Origin of the sequence: Sorangium sp. So ce117 (assembly GCF_051524395.1) — a bacterium.
In the GTDB taxonomy this organism is placed as follows: Bacteria; Myxococcota_A; Polyangia; order Polyangiales; family Polyangiaceae; genus Sorangium; species Sorangium cellulosum_B.
In genome coordinates, this window is the sequence record NZ_CP150309.1 from 9,151,561 (window position 1) to 9,172,064 (window position 20,504).

15 protein-coding genes are annotated in these 20,504 nt (G+C 70.2%); 13 read left to right on the forward strand and 2 right to left on the reverse strand.

Annotated elements, in window-relative coordinates:
* The first annotated feature begins 146 nt into the window (after nt 1-146).
* From WMF46_RS34295 to WMF46_RS34305, 3 genes are all read left to right on the forward strand, one after another.
* Nucleotides 147-1,421: a PP2C family protein-serine/threonine phosphatase gene (locus WMF46_RS34295; protein WP_437981051.1), complete on the forward strand. Its 1,275-nt coding sequence runs from the start codon at nt 147-149 to the stop codon at nt 1,419-1,421.
* Between the two features lie 76 nt (nt 1,422-1,497).
* The gene (gene purL, locus WMF46_RS34300) at nt 1,498-3,858 is read left to right on the forward strand and encodes a phosphoribosylformylglycinamidine synthase subunit PurL (protein ID WP_437981052.1); all 2,361 of its coding nucleotides are present in this window, start codon (nt 1,498-1,500) and stop codon (nt 3,856-3,858) included.
* A gap of 131 nt (nt 3,859-3,989) precedes the next feature.
* The gene (locus WMF46_RS34305; RefSeq protein ID WP_437981053.1) at nt 3,990-4,508 is read left to right on the forward strand and encodes a nuclear transport factor 2 family protein; all 519 of its coding nucleotides are present in this window, start codon (nt 3,990-3,992) and stop codon (nt 4,506-4,508) included.
* A gap of 1,275 nt (nt 4,509-5,783) precedes the next feature.
* Here WMF46_RS34305 and WMF46_RS34310 read toward each other — a convergent pair.
* Both WMF46_RS34310 and WMF46_RS34315 read right to left on the reverse strand, forming a co-directional pair.
* Nucleotides 5,784-6,899, reverse strand: a complete 1,116-nt coding sequence (locus WMF46_RS34310) for an aminopeptidase (RefSeq protein WP_437981054.1) — start codon at nt 6,897-6,899, stop codon at nt 5,784-5,786.
* A 118-nt stretch (nt 6,900-7,017) separates the two neighbouring features.
* The gene (locus tag WMF46_RS34315; RefSeq protein ID WP_437981055.1) at nt 7,018-8,364 is read right to left on the reverse strand and encodes a class I SAM-dependent methyltransferase; all 1,347 of its coding nucleotides are present in this window, start codon (nt 8,362-8,364) and stop codon (nt 7,018-7,020) included.
* A gap of 447 nt (nt 8,365-8,811) precedes the next feature.
* Here WMF46_RS34315 and WMF46_RS34320 point away from each other — a divergent pair, with 447 nt between their 5' ends.
* The 10 genes from WMF46_RS34320 (at nt 8,812) to WMF46_RS34365 (ending at nt 20,495) form a co-directional block, all read left to right on the forward strand.
* Nucleotides 8,812-9,675, forward strand: coding sequence for an urease accessory protein UreD (locus tag WMF46_RS34320; protein ID WP_437981056.1), 864 nt, complete (start codon nt 8,812-8,814; stop codon nt 9,673-9,675).
* A 54-nt stretch (nt 9,676-9,729) separates the two neighbouring features.
* Nucleotides 9,730-10,431: an urease subunit gamma gene (gene ureA / locus WMF46_RS34325; protein WP_437981057.1), complete on the forward strand. Its 702-nt coding sequence runs from the start codon at nt 9,730-9,732 to the stop codon at nt 10,429-10,431.
* Entirely contained in the window at nt 10,428-12,143 is a 1,716-nt protein-coding gene (gene ureC, locus WMF46_RS34330) for an urease subunit alpha (protein WP_437981058.1), read from the forward strand. The genes ureA and ureC overlap by 4 nt, the downstream gene beginning before the upstream one ends.
* Before the next feature lie 143 nt (nt 12,144-12,286).
* Nucleotides 12,287-12,949: an urease accessory protein UreF gene (locus WMF46_RS34335; RefSeq protein WP_437973959.1), complete on the forward strand. Its 663-nt coding sequence runs from the start codon at nt 12,287-12,289 to the stop codon at nt 12,947-12,949.
* A gap of 9 nt (nt 12,950-12,958) precedes the next feature.
* Nucleotides 12,959-13,807, forward strand: coding sequence for an urease accessory protein UreG (gene ureG, locus WMF46_RS34340; protein WP_437981059.1), 849 nt, complete (start codon nt 12,959-12,961; stop codon nt 13,805-13,807).
* Between the two features lie 318 nt (nt 13,808-14,125).
* Entirely contained in the window at nt 14,126-14,986 is an 861-nt protein-coding gene (locus WMF46_RS34345) for a response regulator (RefSeq protein ID WP_437981060.1), read from the forward strand.
* 159 nt (nt 14,987-15,145) lie between these two features.
* Entirely contained in the window at nt 15,146-15,841 is a 696-nt protein-coding gene (locus tag WMF46_RS34350) for a succinate dehydrogenase cytochrome b subunit (protein ID WP_437544010.1), read from the forward strand.
* Nucleotides 15,842-15,860: 19 nt separating this feature from the next.
* Nucleotides 15,861-17,774, forward strand: coding sequence for a fumarate reductase/succinate dehydrogenase flavoprotein subunit (locus WMF46_RS34355; RefSeq protein ID WP_437981061.1), 1,914 nt, complete (start codon nt 15,861-15,863; stop codon nt 17,772-17,774).
* Nucleotides 17,774-18,547, forward strand: a complete 774-nt coding sequence (locus tag WMF46_RS34360) for a succinate dehydrogenase/fumarate reductase iron-sulfur subunit (RefSeq protein WP_437981062.1) — start codon at nt 17,774-17,776, stop codon at nt 18,545-18,547. Before WMF46_RS34355 ends, WMF46_RS34360 begins: the two co-directional genes overlap by 1 nt.
* Nucleotides 18,548-19,712: 1,165 nt before the next feature.
* Nucleotides 19,713-20,495 carry a DUF5995 family protein gene (locus WMF46_RS34365; protein WP_437981063.1) on the forward strand — a complete coding sequence of 261 codons (783 nt, stop codon included), beginning with the start codon at nt 19,713-19,715 and terminating at the stop codon, nt 20,493-20,495.
* Nucleotides 20,496-20,504: the final 9 nt, after the last annotated feature.

Here is a 20,504-nt window from a genome sequence, read left to right on the forward strand (position 1 = left end):
GGCGCGACGGCTGGCTGAGCGGCGGAACCCTGCCGGAACGGCGGAACGGCGGCGTGGGCACGCGCGGGCGACGAGATCGTCACGAGCACCCGGGGCGAGACCATGTCTTGACCCCTATTTCCACGTAGCCCAAACTCTCCGGCCGCATGCGCCTGGGCACTCCCTCCCTGATCGATGCGTCGTCGCTCATCCTGATCCTCGACGTCTCGCGCAAGCTCGCGGCGCCGTGCGATCTCACCGAGCTGCTCGAGCTCATCATCAAGACGGGGCGGGAGGTGATAGGCGCCGACCGCGGGAGCGTCTTCCTCTACGACGAGGAGGCCAAGGAGCTTTACTCCCGTGTCGCCACGGGCGAGGCCCAGATCCGCGTCAGCATCGACAAGGGCATCGCCGGGGAGTGCGCGCGCAAGCGCCAGACCATCCTCGTCGACGACTGCTATTCCGACCCGCGGTTCAATCAGGAGATCGACCGCCGGACGGGGTATCACACCAAATCCCTCATCACGGTGCCGCTCATCGGGCTCGACGACAAGCTCGTCGGCGTGCTCCAGATGCTGAATTCGAAGGCGGACCACTTCGGCCCGGACGAGCGCGACGTGGCGGAGCTGCTCGCGGCGCAGGCGGCCGTCGCCGTGCAGCGCACGCTCCTGCTCGAGGAGCGCATGATCAAGCTGAAGCTCGAGCACGATCTCACCATCGCGCGCGACATCCAGCAGAACATCCTCCTGCGGCGGCTGCCGCGCTGCCCCGGCTATTCGCTGTCGGCGTTCAGCAAGCCGGCGGACGACACGGGCGGCGACATCTACGACGTCATCCGTCTCGACGAGCGCGCGGACATGTCGCCGATGATCCTGCTGCTCGCCGACGCGGCCGGCCACGGCATCGGCCCCGCCCTCAGCGTGACCCAGTTCCGCGCGATGCTCCGCATCGGCCTGCGCCTCTCGGCCGACATGGACGCGCTCATGCACCACGTGAACCAGCAGCTCCTCGAGGACCTGCCGAACGACCGCTTCATCACGGCGTTCCTCGGCATCCTCGACCCGACGACGCACCAGCTCCGCTTCCACGCGGCCGGGCAGGGGCCGCTGCTCCACTACCGGGCGGCCGAGGGCCAGGTCGTGTGGCGCGATCCGTCGACCGTCCCGCTCGGCATGTTCAAGGATCTCGACCTGCCCCCGACGCCGCCCGTCGTGATGGCGCCGGGCGATCTCCTCGTGCTGCTGACCGACGGCTTCTACGAGTACCAGGACGCCGCCGGGCAGGTGTTCGGCAAGGAGCGCGTCGGCGAGCTCATCCACCGCCTGCACGCGCGCCCCACGTCCGACATCCTGGGCGCGCTCCTCGCCGAGGTGCGCCGCTTCGCCGGCTCGGCCAAGCAGATCGACGACCTGACAGCGCTGCTCGTGAAGCGGGATTCATAGCGGGCCAGCCCCGCTCTCTTCGGGGTACCCGCTCCCCCGCTTCCCCTCTCCCCGTCCTTGCGCTAGCTAGGCCGCGATGAGCGCCGCCCCTGTCAACGCCCCCTCCCCCTTCCCCGGCGATCCGCCGGTCGACCCCGCGCTCGCGCAAGCGCACAAGCTCTCGGCGAGCGAGTGGGAGCGCGCGCTAGAGCGCCTCGGGCGGCAGCCGACGTTCACCGAGCTCGGCGTGCTCAGCGTGATGTGGAGCGAGCACTGCTCGTACAAGAGCTCGCGCGTCCACCTCGCCCGGCTGCCCACGACCGGCCCGCGGGTCATCCAGGGGCCCGGCGAGAACGCGGGCGTCGTCGATATCGGCGACGGGTTCGCGGCCGTCTTCAAGATGGAGTCGCACAACCACCCGTCGTACATCGAGCCCTACCAGGGCGCGGCCACCGGCGTCGGCGGCATCCTGCGCGACGTCTTCACGATGGGCGCGCGCCCCATCGCGAACCTCGACTCGCTCCGCTTCGGCCGGCCGGAGCACCCGCGCACGCCGCAGCTCCTGCGCGGCGTCGTCGCGGGGGTCGGCGGCTACGGCAACTGCATCGGCGTGCCGACCGTGGGCGGCGAGCTCTTCTTCGATCGCGCCTACGACGGCAACATCCTCGTCAACGCCTTCACCTGCGGCGTCGTCCGCTCCGACCGCATCTTCTACGGGCGCGCGAGCGGCGTCGGCAACAACGTGCTCTACGTCGGCGCCAAGACGGGGCGCGACGGCATCCACGGCGCGACCATGGCCTCCGACGAGTTCTCCGAGGGCGGCCCGAGCCAGCGCCCCACGGTGCAGGTCGGCGATCCCTTCATGGAGAAGCTCCTGCTCGAGGCGTGCCTCGAGATCTTCGCGGAGGACCTGCTCGTCGGCGTCCAGGACATGGGCGCCGCGGGGCTCACCTCGTCGTCGGTCGAGATGGCGGGCCGGAGCGGCAGCGGCCTCGACCTCGACCTCGACCTCGTGCCGCGGCGCGCGGCCCGGCTCACGCCGTACGAGATGCTGCTGAGCGAGTCGCAGGAGCGCATGCTGCTCGTCGCGAAGCCCGGGTGCGAGGCGCGCGTCATCGAGATCTGCACGAAGTGGGAGCTCGACGCGGCGATCATCGGCAAGGTGACCGACACCGGCCGGTGGGTCGTGCGCGCCACGCCCGGCTACGACCCGCTCGGCGGCGCGGCCGCCGGCGTGGCCCAGGCCCCGGTCGTCGTCTGCGACATGCCCGTGGATTTCCTGACCGACGCGGCGCCGAAGTACGACCGCCCCCAGCGCGACGACGCCTCGCTGCCGGCGCGCCGGGCGTTCGACCCGCGCTCCATCCCGGCGCCGGCCTCGTGGTCCGCGCTCTTCCTCGAGATGGCGGGCTCGCCGAACCTCGGCTCGCGCGCGTGGGTGTGGCGGCAGTACGACCAGATCGTGCGGGGCGGCACCGAGGTCCGGCCCGGCAGCGACGCGGCGGTGGTGCGCGTCCCCTGCGAGAAGGACGGCCAGCGGCACCAGAAGCTCCTCGCCTTCTCGAGCGACTGCAACGGGCGCCTCTGCGAGCTCGACCCGTTCCAGGGCGCGGCGATGGCGGTGGCGGAGGCGTGCCGCAACGTGGTGTGCGCCGGCGCGGAGCCGATCGGCCTCACCGACTGCCTCAACTTCGGCAACCCGGAGCGGCCGGAGATCATGCGGCAGATCGCGCTCGCCATCGACGGCATGGCGGCGGCGTGCCGCGCGCTGTCGGTGCCCGTCGTGAGCGGCAACGTGTCGCTCTACAACGAGACCGACGGCCGCGCGATCCTGCCGACCCCGACGGTCGCGGTGGTGGGGCTCATCGCGGACGCGGGGGACGTGCTGCGGGCCTCGTTCCCCGCCGCGGGTCTGACCGTGCTGCTGCTCGGCGATCCGCGCGGCGGCCCGCTCGGCGGCTCCGAGTACGTCGCGCGCCACACGGGCGAGGTGAAGGGGCCGCCGCCCGCGCTCGATCTCGACCGCGAGGCGCGGCTCCAGGGGCTCTGCCTCGCGCTCGCGCGCTCGCGGCCGCAGCTCCTCCGGAGCGCGCACGACGTCTCGGAGGGCGGGCTTTCGATCGCCCTCGGCGAGTGCTGCGCCGCCGCCGACGATCCCGCGGCGCTGGTGGGCGCGCGGGTGCGGCTGCCGGGCGCGCCGGACGGCGGCGCGCGCGAGCCGCTCGCCGAGGCCCTGTTCGGCGAGGCGCCGAGCCGGATCATCGTGAGCGTCCGGCCCGAGGACGCGGCCGAGGTCGCGCGTCAGGCCAAGGCGGCGGGCGTGCCCTGCACCGAGCTCGGCACGACCGGCGGCGACCGGCTCACCATCGACGCGGGGAGCGGCGAGGGCATCGACGTCGAGCTCCGCGCCCTGCGCGAGGCGCGCGATCGGTGCCTCGAGCCGATCGTGGGGCGATAGCTGCGATGGCCCACAGAGGGCGCCAGCGGAATCGGTTCCGTGATTCCGTGATTCCGTGATTCCGTGATTCCGTGATTCCGTGATTCCGCGGTTCCGCGCGCTCGCGCGGCGCCTTCGCCTATACTTGCAGCATGAAACGCTGGATCCCGCTCGGGCTCATCGGCGCCGGCGCCGTCCTCGGCGCGGCGGCGCTGCTGCTGTCGCCCTCCGAGGAGGAACGGATCCGCGACCGGCTCACCCAGCTCGAGAACGCGGTGCGCATCGACGACGGCGAGCGGAATCCGCTGGTGCGCCACGGCCGCATTCGCGGTGAGTTCGCCGAGATCTTCGCGAAGGAGGCGAGCGCCCGCATCGCCGAGATCGGCGACAGCCTCCGCGGCCGCGACGAGCTCGCGAACGCGGCGACCCAGGCAGCCGTCGTCTATCAGACCGCGGAGGTGAGCCTGGGTGGCACGGAGATCCAGATCGATCCGGCCGGCATGACGGCGGAGGTGACCGCCACCGCGACGGTCACGGGCGCCCGGCATGGGCATGAGGTCCGGCGCGACGAGCTGCCCGTGGTGCTGCGGCTCGAGAAGATCGACGGCGAGTGGAAGATCGTCTCTGCCACCGTCCACGCCAGGCACACCCCCGGCGACGACGGCCGCTGACAACCGCGCTCGAGCCCGAGACGCAGCCAACAGCGAGCTTCGCGGCGTCGAGGGCACGCCGGGGAAGCGCTCATGCGCACCAAAAAGAAAGGCCGGTCGGGAAGAACCCGCCGGCCTGAGGCCCGCTTTCGCGGACCCACCGGGACCGCACAGGAGCGCCGGTGGAGGGGAGTCCACCGGAGTCCTGGAGAGGCCCGCGATCAGAAGAGATCAGAAGTCAGAACAGAGAAGTCAGGAAAGCAATACGAAGCACAATCAAGTAAAGAGCGAAGATGAAGCGAAGACGGGCGGAAGATTAAGACAATCCGAGAAGCCAGTCAAACCGAAAGATGAAGCTGAAGCGAAGTAAAAAGCGCGAACCGGAATCGAACGAGCAAGCTCAAGCAAAGCAGGGGAGAAGCTGAAGCGAAGCGGGAAGCAGCATCAACATCGAGAGCGGCACAACAGATAAGAAAAGCTCAGACCGAGGTCTGACAAGCCGGTCATGCTAAGCCAACTCAATTGGCGACGCGCGTCGCGCGTGCCTCGGCCATCCCTCCTTAATCGCCTCGTAAGGCGTCTGTCGTCACGTGAACCGAAGCTGTCCGCCGGCACCCGGCGACAAGTCAATCAAGGAGCCCGATACCGCAAGAGCCATGGCATTCGGGTGACGGCGGGGTCGCGATCGCTCGGCCAGCGCCGCCGATCACCTCGCTTGGCGTCCCCCCCGAAGACCGGGGCTGCATTGCGAAGGTCATGCCAGGCGTCCCCCCTTCGAGTCCCCATGAAACAGGACGACGAGCAGGGGCGACATCTGGTGGATACATAGAGCAACCGGCGGGCCAACGGCGAAGGGGCCGCGGTCCTGGCGCCCGGCAGCCCAATTTGCCGCTGAAACCCTCCCTCCGAGGCGCGCGCGCGACCTCGGAGGCCAGCACCGGTCATACATTTCCGCAGGGACTGGTCCGATCCAGGGATGGGTTCAGATCCAGAACGCAAAGCTTACCTGGACATGAATATGTTCATCATCGAGCCGCTGGACGCCCCGCATTGCACCGTGGAAGCGAAGAAGTGCACTAAGGCAGGACGACTGCCACCGACGCTTTGCGTCGTATCTCGACGGCGTGTTCCCCGCCAAAGGCGCAGCGCGCTACGCGGCGCAGCCCGCAGTACGCAGCGCGGCGCGCAGCTCACCACACATGGGCGCAGCGCACGGCACATAGCGCAGCTCGCGGCGCACGGGGCGCAGCTCGCGGCAGACAGCGCAGCTCGCGGCGCACAGCGCAGCTCGCTGGACTACCTGCAGCCGGCCTCGATCAGCGGCTCGACCACCCGGGCGATGTTCTCTTGGGGCTCGGAGAACCTGTGGCGTTCGAGCCTCCGCAACGCGCCGAGGAACCTCGGCCAGCTGCCACCGCAGGTCGCGAGCAGCGCCTGGAGCTCTGGAGTCCCCGAGTTGTAGACACGGAACTGCACGAGCGACGCGTTGTTGATCGGACGCCGCGCCCCGATGTCGGCCTTGAGCCGGGCGAGCACCGCGTCCTTCTCCGCCCGCTTCTCGGCGTCGGGCGCCGGGGACGCATACAGCCGATTGAGGTGGACGTAGGCGGCGTGCAGCGCGCGCGTCCGCACCTCGCTCCTCTCCATCTCCCTCATGTAGGCCGTCTTCTCCGCGGAGAAGGGGCCCACCCGCTCGTCCAGGTAATGCTTGGTGAGCTCGTCCCCGACGAAGCTCGCGAGGCTCTCGTTCAACCTCGTCTGCCCCTTCACGTACAGCGTCGCGTGCAGCGACTCGTGGAGCACCACGTTGGCGAGGTCGCCGAGCGCCTCGTCCCCGTCCGAGATCATCGTGGACAGGACCGGATCCTCGAGCCAGCCGAGCGTCGAGTAGGCGCCCGCCGGACGCACGTCGACGTCCCAGCCGGCCGCCTTGAGCGGCGCCGCGAACGCCTTGGCATCCTGGAGATGGAACCACCCCATGTAGGGGACCGTACCCACGATAGGAAAACTCCATGTCTTCGAGCGGAACCGCAGCGGCTCACACGCGCTCACCACCCAGACCGCGGCTGGGCGATCGAGCTCGACATACGTCCTGTAATTGCCGGTCGGGGTCAGCCCGTGGCGCTCCCCGAAGCGCTTGATGTGCGGGACCTCGCGCAGCAGCGCGCGCGTCCGCCACGGCTTGCGGGCGTCGAAGGCGGCGTCCTCGAGCGACTCGGCGCGCCAGGCCATCGAGAGCTGGCCGACGCCCGCCTGCGCGATGTAGCGGACCTGGGTACACGATGCGAGCAGGAGACAGAGCGCGGCGAGCCCCGCGGCGGCGCAGACCAGGCGCGCCGCGGAGCGAGGGCGCGACACGGACCACGAGGGCGCGGCGCCGCGACGGGCGCTGGCCGCAAGCCTTTCGCTCATCCTTAGCTGATAGCTGGCCGCGCGGGCTTAACAAGCTCTTCTGCGCGATGGACGCGCGCGCCGCGCGCCCCGCGCGCGGCGCGCGCGGCGCGCGCCCCACCGGCACGCGCCCGACAGATCAGGACGGCAGCGCCGCCCCCCACGAACTGAGCTGCACGGCCGGGACGATGGGCGCGCGTTCCCGCAACGAGGGCTCCTCCGTGGCATAGAGGGGCTCGCGTGCGAGGGGGTAGTCGCGTGGAGCCCCGTTCGCCAGCACCATCTGGATGGCGCCGAGGTGCCCGCTGCGGAACGCGGCGGCCGCGCACGCGAGATAGAACTCCCACGTCCTCATGAAGGCGTTGTCGAAGCCGGTGACCCGCTCGATCTTCTCCCTGTTCTCCAGGAAGTTACGGCGCCAGCAGCGCGCGGTGAGCGCGGAGTGGCGCCGCAGGTTCTCCGCGTCGAGCACGTCGAGGCCGCGCGCCGAGGCGCGCGTCGCCATCCCCTGGAGCGAAGGAGGCCAGTACCCCGGGAAGATGTGCTTTTGCAGGAAGGGGTCAGTCCGCGACGACTCCTGCTCTCTCGTGACGCTCTCGAGCAGGCACACGCCGCCCGGGGCGAGCAGTGACTTCACCCTGTCATAGAACACCTCGATACGGCGCTCGCCGGCATGGCACATCGAGCCCAGGGAGACGAGCCGATCCCACCGCGGCTCGTCCTCGAGCTCGTCGCAGCTCATCACGCGGACCTCGACCGGGAGCCGCCGCGCCGCCGCCTGCTCGCGGATGTACCTCGCCTGGTTCTCGCAGAGGGTGATACCGAGGCACTGCACCCCGTACGCCTCCGCGGCGTGGAACATGAGGTGCCCCCATCCGCAGCCGAGATCCACGAGCCGTTGCCCGCGCCGGAGCGCCAGCTTCCGCGCGACGAGGGAGATCTTGTGCGCCTGCGCGTCGTCGAGCGTCTCGCCCGGAGAGCTGAAGTAGCCGCACGACGTCTGGAGGCGCCTGTCCAGGTAAAGAGGGTAAAAGTCGTTGCCTAGCCCATAGTGACGCTCGACGGCGAGCCTCTCGCGCTTCGCCGCCCCGGAGAGCAGCCCGAGCCGGAGCGCGTCGAGCACGCCGGAGAGGCCGCGGTCGAACGACGACGACGCGGGCACGAGGCGCGGCAGGCGCGCCTCCACGGACCGAGCGAGCTGGAAGAGGCCCGCGAGCGAGTCCTCGAGATCTCCCTCGAACGTGACCTCGCGCCGGACATACGCCTCACCGAGGCCGAGCGTGCCCCGGAGCGCCGTCTCGCAGAGCGACCGACGCGTCCTGAACGTCACGGCGAACTCGGGCGCGCCCGCGCCGAAGCGCAGCCGCTCGCCGCCCCAGAAGCGCAGCTCGAACGGGGTCCCGCCGTGGCGCTCCAGCAGGCGCGACGCCGCTTCCTTGAACAGACGAGACCACGGCGGCATTTCGCCCTTCCTGACGATGAACATCGGACCCCCTCCGCGGCCCCCCGGCCGCCCGACGAGCTGACCCGAGCTGGGCTTTCCCGTCAAGCAACATGTCATCCATGCAAACGACATCACAGCGAGTCACGGAACGCCCACAGCGGCCGGCGGACACCCCGGACACGCGCTGTCGTCAGGGACAGGAGGAACGCAGTGGCTGGCTCGCTCATAACACCGTAGTGATGTTCGGGAGAGTCCTGACAGCATGCTCACATGTCCGGGATGTTTCATGTTCCAGGCGAAGGAGGGAAATCGGGAAGATGACTCGAATTTCTCCCTACCTTCCTGGTCGTGTTCCTCGTCGCGTGACCTACCCATCCCCTGTGTGCGCTGCGCCCCTCGCGCCCGGTACGCGCCTGTGCTCCCTCGCGCCCGGTACGCGCCTGTGCTCCCTCGCGGCCGGGGCGCGGTCCGTGGTACGCACGCCGGCCCGTGACCACGCCCAGCGATCCTCCCGCCGCCCTGCGAGACCCGCCGCCGCCCGCGCGGCGCGCAGGGAAGGCCGGCAGCGGTGAGCTCGTGTTCACGCGCGTCGCGGGGCGCACCGTGCTCGAGAAGGCGCTCGCCAGGAGCCCGCTCAAGCTGCTCGCTCCGAAGAACCACGGGCAGGCAGCGTGGGTGTTCGTCGCGAGCTTCGGCGGCGGCCTCGTCGGCGGCGACGAGCTCCACCTCCACGCGCGCGTCGGTCGCGGGGCCGCCGCGCTGCTCAGCACCCAGGCCTCGACCAAGGTCTACCGCTCGCCCCTCGGCAGCCGCCAGCGCCTCGAGGCCGAGGTTCAAGCAGGCGGGCTCCTCGTCGCGATCCCCGATCCGGTCGTCTGCTTCGCGGGCTCGCGGTACGAGCAGGACGTCGACGTCGCGCTCGCCGACGACGCGTCGCTCGTGCTCGTCGACGCGCTGTCCTCGGGCCGGAGCGCGCGGGGCGAGCGCTGGGCGTTCGACCGGTACGCGTCGCGCATCCGGGTGAGCCGCGGCGGGCGGGCCGTGCTGCTCGACGCGACGCGGCTCGATCCCGCGCACGGCGCGCTGCCCGAGCGCATGGGGCGCTTCGACGCGCTCGCGACGCTCGTCGCGCTCGGCCCGCGCGCCGCGAGCGCGGCGGAGGCGCTGCTCGCGGCGCGGCCGCCGCCCGAGCGGCGCGCCGAGCTCGTCGCGTCGGCCAGCCCGCTCCGGGGCGGCGGCGCCGTCGTGCGCGTCGCGGGCACGAGCGTCGAGCGCGTGGCCGGCTTCCTCCGCGGCGCGCTCGGCTTCCTCGCGGGTGAGCTCGGTGATGATCCGTTCGCACGAAAGTGGTAGCGTCGCGCCGCGCCGGCAAAGCCGCGGCGTCGCCGCGCCGGAGAGAGGGCGAACATGCACCTTGCGCCTCGTGATCTCGACAAGCTCGTGCTGCACGGCGCGGGCTCCCTCGCCCAGAAGCGCCTCGCGCGCGGGGTCAGGCTCAACTACCCGGAGGCCGTCGCGCTCATCGCGACGCAGATCCTCGAGCTGATCCGCGACGGCCGCAGCGTCGCCGAGCTCATGGATGTCGGCCGCCGCCTGCTCGGGCGCGCGCAGGTGATGGCCGGCGTCCCCGAGATGGTCGCCGAGGTCCAGGTGGAGGGGACCTTCCCCGACGGGACGAAGCTCGTCACCGTCCACCACCCGATCGCGCTCGAGCACGGCGATCTCGCGCTCGCGCTCTACGGCAGCTTCCTCCCCGTGCCCGACGTGTCGCTCTTCCAGCCCGCAGGCCAGGGAGAGGTGACGGCCGAGCCGACGCCCGGCGAGGTGCTCGTGAAGCCCGGCGAGATCGAGCTCTCCCCCGGCCGGCGGCGGCTCTCTCTCCCCGTGAAGAACCTGGGCGACCGGCCGATCCAGGTGGGCAGCCACTACCCGTTCTCGGAGACGAACCGCGCGCTCGAGTTCGACCGGGCGGCGGCGGCGGGGATGCGGCTCGACATCCCCGCGGGCACCGCGGTCCGCTTCGAGCCGGGCGACGAGAAGACGATCACGCTGGTGCAGGTCGGCCCGCACGGGGCGGCGCACGCCGCGCGGGAGGAGCAGCAGGCATGAGCCACAGGATGCAGCGGCGGCACTATGTCGATATCTACGGGCCGACGGTCGGCGACCGGGTGCGGCTCGGCGACACCGGCCTCATCGCCGAGGTCGAGCGGGATCACACGTCGTACGGCGACGAGTGCAAGTTCGGCGGCGGCAAGGTGCTGCGCGATCGCATGGGGCAGATGCCCGGCGTCTCGAACGACGAGGCGCTCGACTGCGTCATCACGAACGCGCTCATCGTCGACTGGACCGGCGTCTACAAGGCCGACATCGGCATCAAGCGCGGCCGCATCGCGGCGATCGGCAAGGCCGGCAACCCGAAGGTGATGGCCGGCGTCACGCCGGGCATGATCGTCGGCGTGACGACGGAGGTCATCGCGGGCGAGGGCCACATCGTCACGGCCGGGGGCGTCGACGCGCACATCCATTTCATCTGCCCGCAGCAGGGATACGAGGCGCTCGCGTCGGGCGTCACCACGTTCGTCGGCGGCGGCACGGGCCCGGCGACGGGCACGAACGCGACCACGTGCACCCCGGGCGCCCGCCACATCTCGCTGATGCTGCAGGCGACGGACGTCCTGCCGCTCAACATCGGCCTCACGGGCAAGGGGAACACCTCGTCGCCCGAGGGGCTGCTCGAGCAGGTGCGCGCCGGCGCCGTCGGGCTGAAGCTGCACGAGGACTGGGGGACGACCCCGCCCGCCATCGACTGCTGCCTCAGCTTCGCCGAGCACGAGGACATCCAGGTCACGCTCCACACCGACACGCTGAACGAGTCGGGCTACGTCGACGACTCCATCGCGGCGTTCAAGGGCAGGACGATCCACTCCTACCACTCCGAGGGCGCGGGCGGCGGGCACGCGCCCGACATCTTGCGCATCTGCGGCGAGCCGAACGTCATCCCGAGCTCGACGAACCCGACGCGCCCGTACACGGTCAACACGCTCGACGAGCACCTCGACATGCTCATGGTCTGCCACCACCTCGACCGGAACATCCCGGAGGACGTGGCGTTCGCCGAGAGCCGCATCCGCGGCGAGACCATCGCGGCCGAGGACATCCTGCACGACCTCGGCGCGATCAGCATCATCTCGAGCGACAGCCAGGCGATGGGCCGCGTCGGCGAGGTGATCACGAGGACCTGGCAGACCGCGCACAAGATGCGGGATCAGCGCGGCCGGCTGCCCGAGGAGCAGGGGGACAACGACAACTTCCGGATCCGCCGCTACGTGGCCAAGTACACGATCAACCCGGCCATCGCGCACGGCATGTCCCACGAGATCGGGTCGGTCGAGCCGGGCAAGCTCGCGGACCTCGTGCTGTGGCGGCCCCAGATGTTCGGCGTGCGCCCGGAGCTCGTGATCAAGGGCGGCTTCATCGCCTGGGCGCAGATGGGCGATCCGAGCGCGTCGATCCCGACGCCTCAGCCGTACTACATGCGCCCGATGTTCGGCTCGCTCGGCGCGGCGGTCGGCGAGACGAGCATCGCGTTCGTGTCGAGCCGCGCCATGGACGAGGGGAGCATCCGCCGGCTCGACCTGAAGAAGCGCCTCTCGGCGGTCCGCCGGTGCCGCAAGATCGGCAAGGCCGACATGCGCCTCAACAGCACGCTCCTGCCGATCACGGTCGATCCCGAGACGTACGAGGTGCGGGCCGGCGGCGAGCTCCTCCGCTGCGATCCCGCGAAGATCCTACCCCTCGCGCAGAGGTACAGCCTCTTCTGAGGCGGGGAGCTCGCCCTCGGCGGCTCCGCGCCTGCGGGTTCACCGTTCTCTCCGTCTGCTTCCTTTGGCCTCCGTCCGCTCCCGTCCGCTCCCCTCTGCTTCTGTCTGCTTCTGTCTGCTTCTGTCTGATTCCATCCGCGCGCATGAACAGGTGGCTCCTCCTCCAGCTCTCCGACTCCGCGTTCCCGGTCGGAGGGTTCGCGCACTCCGCGGGCCTGGAGGCGGCGGTGCAGCTCGGCGAGGTCGGGCCCGGGGGCGCGCTCTCGTCGTTCGTCGCGAGCGCGCTCTGGCAGGTGGGCCTCGGCGCGCTGCCGCTCGTGCGGGCTGCGCACGAGCGGCCGCTCGACATCGCGGCCGTCGACGACGCCTGCGACGCCTTCCTCGTGAACCATGTCGCGAACCGGGCGAGCCGGACGCAGGGCCGCGCGTTCCTCGCGACGAGCGCGCGCGTCTTCCCCTCTGCCGAGATCCGCCGCCTCGACGCCGCCGTGCGGGCGCGGGAGGCGCTGGGCCACCACGCGCCGGCGTTCGGCGCGACCCTCGCGGCGCTCGGCGTCCCGCGCGAGGACGCGCAGGCCGTCTACCTGCACGCCTCGCTCCGCGGCGTCGTCTCAGCGGCGGTGCGCCTCGGGCTCATCGGGCCGCTCGAGGCACAGCGACTGCAACTCGAGAGCGCGCCGCTCCTCGACGCGGTGCTCCATGAGTGTGGAGATCACGGCGTCGACGAGCTCGCGCAGCCGGCGCCGCTCCTCGATCTCTTCGGGGCCACGCAGGATCGGCTCTACTCGCGTCTCTTTCAATCGTGAGGTGACAGCATGCACGACCCCGGCGAGCACGGGCATGGGCACAACGGCCACGACCACGACCACGATCACGGCCACGTTCACGACCACGACCACGACCACGACCACGTTCGCGGGGGTGGCCACAGGCACGCGCATGCGCACGGAGACGAGCACACGCACGGGCACACGCACGAGCACTGGGCGCATCCGGGGCTCTTCAGCGAGCGGGATGCGCCGAAGGACCGCGATTTCTCGGCGCGCGCGTTCACGGTGGGGATCGGGGGGCCCGTCGGCAGCGGCAAGACGGCGCTCGTGCTCGCGCTCTGCCGCGCGCTGCGCGACAGGATGCCGCTCGGCGTCGTCACGAACGACATCTTCACCCAGGAGGACGCCGAGTTCCTGCACCGCAACAAGGCGCTGCCGCCGGAGCGCATCCGCGCGGTGGAGACCGGGGGCTGCCCGCACGCGGCGATCCGCGAGGACATCAGCCACAACCTGGTCGCGCTCGACGACCTCATGGATCACGTCGCGCCCGCGCTCCTCATCGTCGAGAGCGGCGGCGACAACCTCGCCGCCCAGTACAGCCGGGAGCTCGTCGACTACACGATCTACGTGATCGACGTCGCCGGCGGCGACAAGGTGCCGCGCAAGGGCGGACCGGGTATCACGCAGTCGGATCTGCTCGTCATCAACAAGACCGATCTCGCTCCGCACGTCGGCGCCGACCTCGGCGTCATGGAGCGGGACGCCCGGAGGATGCGGGGCGACGGGCCGTTCCTGTTCGCGCAGTGCAACCGGAGCCAAGGAGTTCCGGAGATCATTGACCACATCCTCTCCGCCATGCGCCGCGCGACCACCACGGCGCCTCCCGCGAAATAGGCCTCTATCGCGCGCCTCTCGCTGCGAGAAGCGCTCACGCTCCACAGGAGTCGGCATACCGGAGCACATCTGCGCCGGGCGCGCGGCGCCGCCCCCTGTTAAAGGAGGACAGCGGCAACGCCGCTTCGACTTCCGTTTCGCTGGAATACCGGTTCTATTGGACCGTAGGCGGACTTCGGACGGGTGGTAGAGGGCGGAGAGGGCTCCGCCGGGCGGAGCGGCTTCCACCACGACCGCCGCGGTCGCCACGCGATCACGGCAGCGCCGGATGGCGAGGCGGCGCGGCGCACCCGTCGTAGACCAGAGGAGGAGGCATCAGTGAGCCAGGCCCGACCCCATGTGCTGGTGGTAGACGCCGAGAAGAGGGTCCTCGACAGGCTCGCGCTCGAGCTGAACCAGGGCGGCTTCGACGTCACCTGCGCCGAGAGCGGGCTCGCGGCGATCGAGCTCGTCAAGGCGCGCCGCTTCGACCTCGTGGTCGCCGATGTGGGGACGCTCGGCATGGAGAGCGCCGGGACCATCGCCGCGCTCAAGGCGCTCAGCCCGGACCTCGAGATCATCGTCGGCGCCCCGTGCTCGAGCGCGCAGGCCGCCGTGGAGTGCATGGAGCGCGGCGCCTACGACATGCTGGAGAAGCCCTACGACATCGACGACCTGAAGCGGCTGCTCGAGGCGGCGATGCTGCGCACCCACCTCGACGCCGTGGCGGCCGTCCACCAGGCGAGCGCCGCCCTTGTCGCGTCCCTCTCGCGGGACGACTTCCCCGAGCGCGCCGTGGATCTCGCGGCGAAGGTCGTCTATACGACCAGCGCGGCGCTCTCGCTGGCGCTCGATCAAGGGGCCGCCCTGTACCAGGCGGCCTCCGGCGCCGAGGTGTCTGCGGCGTTCATCGCTCGGCTCGCCGGGCGCATCGAGGGCGCGCTCGCGCCTGTCCGCCTGTCCGCGGACGACGCGCCCGATCTCCTCTGTACCGCAGAGGGCGATCGCTACGGCGCCGCCATCGTCGCGCCGCTCCGCCTGGGCGAGAGCTCGTTTGGCGGCCTCGTGGTGCTCCGCGACGAGCGCCTGCCTGCGTTCACCAGCCAGGAGGAGCAGGCCATCGGCATCTTCGCGATTGAGCTCGCGCTCGCCTTTTACGGCCACAAGGTACGGCGCTCGCTCGGCCCCTGCGCCGCCTGACGCCCGCGCGCGGGATGGCTGATGATGATGAGGCGCGCTTCCGCGGGCGGCGCGCTCGTCCGCGCCGAGATCTGCGGCGAGCGCCCGCAAATTCTTCGGCGATCGAGCTCAAGATTCCCTCTGGCTAACGCGTTCGCACCCCACTAAAGGAGGGGAGCGATGAGCCCAACCGCTGCACCATCGACTCTCCCCGCCAGGGCCCAGCGCGCCGCGACCTTCTACCGGGACCTCGTCGGCAAGAAGATCGCGATGGCGCTGAGCGGCGTCATCTTCTTCGGCTTCGTGATCGGCCACATGACCGGCAACCTGCAGGTCTTCCTCGGCCGGGAGAAGATCAACGACTATGCCGCCTTCCTCCACGGGACGCCCTCCCTGCTCTGGGGGACGCGGATCGTCCTCCTCGCCGCCCTCATCGTCCACGTCTACACGGGCGTGACGCTCGCGCAGCACAGCCGCGCTGCTCGGCCGGTCCCCTACCAGGTGAAGGGGCAGCGGCGCCCGAACGTCGCCGCGCGGACGATGCTGCTGAGCGGCGGCGTGCTCGCCGCCTTCATCGTCTATCACCTGCTCCACCTGACGACGGGCACCGTGCACCCCGACTTCGTGCCGCTCGACGCCTACGACAACGTCGTGAAGGGCTTCAGCTCGGCGCCCGCGGCGATTGCCTACGTCGTGGCGATGGGCCTGCTCGCGCTGCACCTCTACCACGGCGCGTGGAGCATGTTCCAGTCGGTGGGCTTCAGCCATCCGCGCTACACGCCGGCGCTCAAGAAGCTCGCGGCCGCGTCGTCGATCCTGCTCTTCGCCGGCTTCTCATCCGTCCCGCTGGCCGTCCTGTTCGGCATCGTCCGCTGAGCCCGGAGCCTCCGTCATCATGCAGCTCAATGCGAAGATCCCCGAAGGTCCCATCGAGAAGAAGTGGGACCAGCACCGCTTCAACCTGAAGCTCGTCAACCCGGCGAACAAGCGGAAGTACACGGTCCTCGTCGTCGGCACCGGCCTCGCCGGGGGCGCGGCGAGCGCGACGCTGGCCGAGCTCGGCTACAACGTGAAGAGCTTCTGTTTCCAGGACTCTCCGCGCCGCGCCCACAGCATCGCCGCGCAGGGCGGCATCAACGCCGCGAAGAACTACCAGAACGACGGCGACAGCATCTACCGCCTCTTCTACGACACCGTGAAGGGCGGCGACTACCGCGCGCGCGAGGCCAACGTGTACCGGCTCGCGCAGATCAGCGTGAACATCATCGACCAGTGCGCCGCGCAGGGCGTGCCGTTCGCGCGCGAGTACGGCGGCGTGCTCGCGAACCGCTCCTTCGGCGGGGCGCAGGTGTCGCGCACGTTCTACGCGCGAGGCCAGACGGGGCAGCAGCTCCTCCTCGGCGCCTACCAGGCCCTCGAGCGGCAGATCGGCCTCGGCAAGGTGAAGATGTACCCGCGCACCGAGATGCTCGACCTCATCGTCATCGACGGCAAGGCGCGCGGCCTCATCACCCGCAACCTGATCACCGGCGCGCTCGAGACGCACCTCGGCGACGCGGTCGTCCTCGCGTCGGGCGGCTACGGCAACGTCTTCTTCCTCTCGACGAACGCGAAGGGGTCGAACACCACGGCCATCTGGCGGGCGCACAAGCGCGGCGCGCTCTTCGGCAACCCCTGCTTCACGCAGATCCACCCGACGTGCATCCCGGTCTCGGGCGACTACCAGTCGAAGCTGACGCTCATGAGCGAGTCGCTCCGCAACGACGGCCGCATCTGGGTGCCCGCGAACCCGGGCGACACTCGCCCGCCGGAGCTCATCCCCGACGGCGAGCGTGACTATTACCTCGAGCGCCGCTATCCGAGCTTCGGCAACCTCGTGCCGCGCGACGTCGCGTCGCGCGCGGCGAAGGCTGTATGCGACGAGGGCCGCGGCGTGGGGCCGACGCGGCTCGGCGTGTACCTCGACTTCTCGGACGCCATCCGGCGCCTCGGCAAGCCGGCCATCGCCGAGCGTTATGGCAACCTCTTCGACATGTACGAGCGCATCACGGGCGACGACCCGTACAGCGTCCCGATGCGCATCTATCCGGCCATCCACTACACGATGGGCGGGCTCTGGGTCGACTACAACCTGATGAGCACGATCCCCGGCCTGTACGTGCTCGGCGAGGCGAACTTCTCCGACCACGGCGCGAACCGGCTCGGGGCGAGCGCGCTGATGCAGGGCCTGGCGGATGGGTACTTCATCATCCCCTACACCATCGGCGATTACCTCGCGTCGACGAAGCTCGAGCGGATCGACGACCTCCACCCCGCCGTGAGGGACGCCGAGCGCGACGCGAGCGCGCGGCTGAACAAGCTGCTCAGCGCGAACGGCTCGCGCACGGCCGACTCGTTCCACCGCGAGGTCGGCAAGATCATGTGGGAGGCGTGCGGGATGGGGCGCAACGCGGCCGGGCTCAAGGGCGCGCTCACGCGGATCCCGGAGCTCCGCGAGCAGTTCCACCGCGACGTCCGCGTCTCGGGGACCGGCACCGGCCTGAACCAGGAGCTCGAGAAGGCGGCGCGCGTCGCCGACTTCTTCGAGCTGGCGGAGCTCATGTGTCGTGACGCGCTCGAAAGGGAGGAGTCGTGCGGCGGGCACTTCCGCGAGGAGCACCAGACGCCCGAGGGCGAGGCGAAGCGCGATGACGACCGCTTCTCCTATGTCGCCGCCTGGGCATGGCGAGGCGAAGGTCAGGCCCAGGAGCTCCACAAGGAGCCGCTCCAGTTCAACGAGGTTCACCCCACGCAGCGGAGTTACAAATAATGCGCCTCACCCTCCATGTCTGGCGGCAGAAGGGCACGTACGAAGCGGGCCGGTTCGTCACGTACGAGGTGCCCGACGTCAGCGAGCACATGTCCTTCCTCGAGATGCTCGACGTGCTCAATCAGCGGCTCATCCTCAAGGGTGAGGAGCCAATCGCGTTCGATCACGACTGTCGCGAGGGCATCTGCGGCATGTGCGGCTTCATGATCAACGGCCAGGCGCACGGCCCCCTCCGTGGGACGACCGTGTGTCAGCTGCACATGCGTCACTACAAGGACGGCGACGTGCTGTGGCTCGAGCCGTGGCGGGCTCAGGCGTTCCCGGTGGTAAGCGACCTCGCGGTGGACCGCAGCGCGTTCGACCGGATCATCGCGTCCGGCGGCTTCGTCTCGGTGTCGACGGGCAGCGCGCCGGACGCGAACGCGATCCCGGTGCCGAAGGTGGTCGCCGAGCGCGCCATGGACGCGGCGGCGTGCATCGGCTGCGGCGCCTGTGTCGCATCTTGTCCGAACGCGTCCGCTTCTCTCTTCACCGCGGCGAAGCTCACGCACCTGAACCTCCTGCCGCAGGGCCAGCCGGAGCGCGATCAGCGGAGCCTCAACATGGTCGCCCAGATGCGCGTCGAGGGCTTCGGCCACTGCACGAACGTCGGCGAGTGCGAGGCGGTCTGCCCGAAGGAGATCCCCCTCGACATGATCGCGCAGATGAACCGCGACTACCTGCGCGCGACGCTGGTCCACCGCGACGTGCAGGCCAAGGGCGGCACCGGCTGAAGCGCCGCACCGCCGGCCTCGCCCGAAGCCGGCGGCGCCTCCCCTCCCTCCCCTCTCCTCGACAGCGAACGCCCTCCTCCCGCACGTCATGAACGGCGGCGCTCCGTCGCCGTCACCCCGCCGCCAAGGCGGGCGCGCCCCGGATTGACCACCGGCTCGCCGCCCGACGCGCCGCGCCAAGGGTGCGCCCGTGGCCCGCGGGGTCAGGCCGGCCCTTCGGCCCATCACCGCCCGTACGGCTGGCCCCCGGTGCCTGCAGGCGCAGGCTGCAGCACCTCGGCGCGAGGCTCACCCGAGCAGGGGCCCGCGGCATGACAGGCGAGCCCTGGTGCCGCGGGTGCGCCAGCACGATCCCGACGGCCGCCGCAGGTGTGGCACGAGACCGCCGTCATCCCCCGTTTTCGTACAATTTTTCACCAAAAGCACAAGATTTTGCAGGCCACCTGTGGAAAACAGGCCAGGAGTTTCCTGATCACCGACTCAGGTACTTCCTAAACAATCTTCACATCCCGAGCTCCAACCGTACAGTCAACGTGGGATAAGCACTCGGCATGTTTCGAGAACATCTCGTCGCGACTCGCGCCCATGCCAGTGGGGGCTTTCCAAGTGTGACGAGCCGTCGCTCCAGTAGCAGCGCAACCGCGAAGATGCCGTGGCGCTCTCCCGCGCCGCAATGAAACGTGTCAGGGTCAACAGGCACTTGTTCGAGGTCGCGAGTTGGAATAACCTCGAAATTGTCCTGAACGGGATCAGACGTCATAAGACAATTGTGGTCACCCCACACCATGTCGTAGACTAGGTCGAACTTAGAGCGCCGCAGCGAGGGGGGGCATCCCGCGGCGAGCGCGTCGAGGATCGCATCGAGTATCGCTCTTCTGCGGAAGCCGGTTCGAGGGGAGGGCCGGCAGGAGGGGAAGCCAGAGGCAACGGCCGCGGCGACCTTTCTCCCGGCGGATCAGGAGATCCGCTTTCCACACGGGAACGACGCGCACCGGGACCGCAAATCAGACCCACGGGGGCCGGGCAGATCGCCTGACGGCGCCCTGCTGCACCGTTCGCGCGGCGCGCATTCGGCGCGCGCCGGGGTCTGCGAGGCTGGTCGGATGCGGGAGTTCGAACATCAGACATGTCTCTTGGACGAGCGAAGAAGTAGGAGGGGAACTTCATGAGGTGCTGCATCGACGGCCTTAATCTGCATCCGACGAGCGTCCACGATGCTGCCGTTGCTCTCGACACCGTGACGGATCGGCTCCTCGCCGCGGGGGATCGGCGAGCGGCCTTCACCGACGTCTACGGTATCGTCACGCGCGCGGTCGCGGCGCAGGTCGAGCGACGCGATGGCATGTTCCTCGAGCCAGCGTGGATCTCGCGGCTCGCGGGCCGGTTCTGCGAGCGGTACCTCGAGACGCTCGGCTGGTGCGATCGGGGCGCGGCGCAGGACTGCGGCGCCTGGCACATCGCGTACGCGAGCACGGCGTCGCGGTTCACGCCCCCCGTGCAGAACGCGCTGCTCGGCTTCAGCGCCCACATCAACTACGATCTGATCTTCGGGATCCACGCGACGATCGTCGAGTTCGGGCACGGCGCCGACCGGGCGATGCTCGCGCGGCTCAAGCACGATCACGATCAGATCAATACGCTGCTCCGCGCCTCGGTCATCGAGGCGCTCGCGCGCCTCACCGCGCGGCACGGCTGCCCCCTCAGCGCGTTCTTCCTGGACACCGCGCCGGAGCTCGCTGTCTGGGTGTCGATGGAAATGCTCTCGCGGTGGCGCGAGCGGGTCTGGGACGACGTCCTGGCGCTCCTCGCGGCGCGCAGCGGGAGCGAGCGGGCGGCGCTCGCCCGCGGGATCGAGCGGCGCTCCACGCGCATCGCCCAGATGCTCGCGCTGCCCTCGCTCCACCAGGCGCCGCATACGGCGCTCCGCCTCCTGTCAAGGGCCGCGTGATCGCGACCG

What these genes read in the sequence shown, in the direction of transcription:
- WMF46_RS34295 (WP_437981051.1), top strand. Translation starts at nt 147, where the DNA reads ATGCGCCTGGGCACTCCCTCCCTGATCGATGCGTCGTCGCTCATCCTG.
- purL (WP_437981052.1), top strand. Translation starts at nt 1,498, where the DNA reads ATGAGCGCCGCCCCTGTCAACGCCCCCTCCCCCTTCCCCGGCGATCCG.
- WMF46_RS34305 (WP_437981053.1), top strand. Translation starts at nt 3,990, where the DNA reads ATGAAACGCTGGATCCCGCTCGGGCTCATCGGCGCCGGCGCCGTCCTC.
- WMF46_RS34310 (WP_437981054.1), bottom strand. Translation starts at nt 6,899, where the DNA reads ATGAGCGAAAGGCTTGCGGCCAGCGCCCGTCGCGGCGCCGCGCCCTCG.
- WMF46_RS34315 (WP_437981055.1), bottom strand. Translation starts at nt 8,364, where the DNA reads ATGTTCATCGTCAGGAAGGGCGAAATGCCGCCGTGGTCTCGTCTGTTC.
- ureA (WP_437981057.1), top strand. Translation starts at nt 9,730, where the DNA reads ATGCACCTTGCGCCTCGTGATCTCGACAAGCTCGTGCTGCACGGCGCG.
- ureC (WP_437981058.1), top strand. Translation starts at nt 10,428, where the DNA reads ATGAGCCACAGGATGCAGCGGCGGCACTATGTCGATATCTACGGGCCG.
- WMF46_RS34335 (WP_437973959.1), top strand. Translation starts at nt 12,287, where the DNA reads ATGAACAGGTGGCTCCTCCTCCAGCTCTCCGACTCCGCGTTCCCGGTC.
- ureG (WP_437981059.1), top strand. Translation starts at nt 12,959, where the DNA reads ATGCACGACCCCGGCGAGCACGGGCATGGGCACAACGGCCACGACCAC.
- WMF46_RS34350 (WP_437544010.1), top strand. Translation starts at nt 15,146, where the DNA reads ATGAGCCCAACCGCTGCACCATCGACTCTCCCCGCCAGGGCCCAGCGC.
- WMF46_RS34355 (WP_437981061.1), top strand. Translation starts at nt 15,861, where the DNA reads ATGCAGCTCAATGCGAAGATCCCCGAAGGTCCCATCGAGAAGAAGTGG.
- WMF46_RS34360 (WP_437981062.1), top strand. Translation starts at nt 17,774, where the DNA reads ATGCGCCTCACCCTCCATGTCTGGCGGCAGAAGGGCACGTACGAAGCG.
- WMF46_RS34365 (WP_437981063.1), top strand. Translation starts at nt 19,713, where the DNA reads ATGAGGTGCTGCATCGACGGCCTTAATCTGCATCCGACGAGCGTCCAC.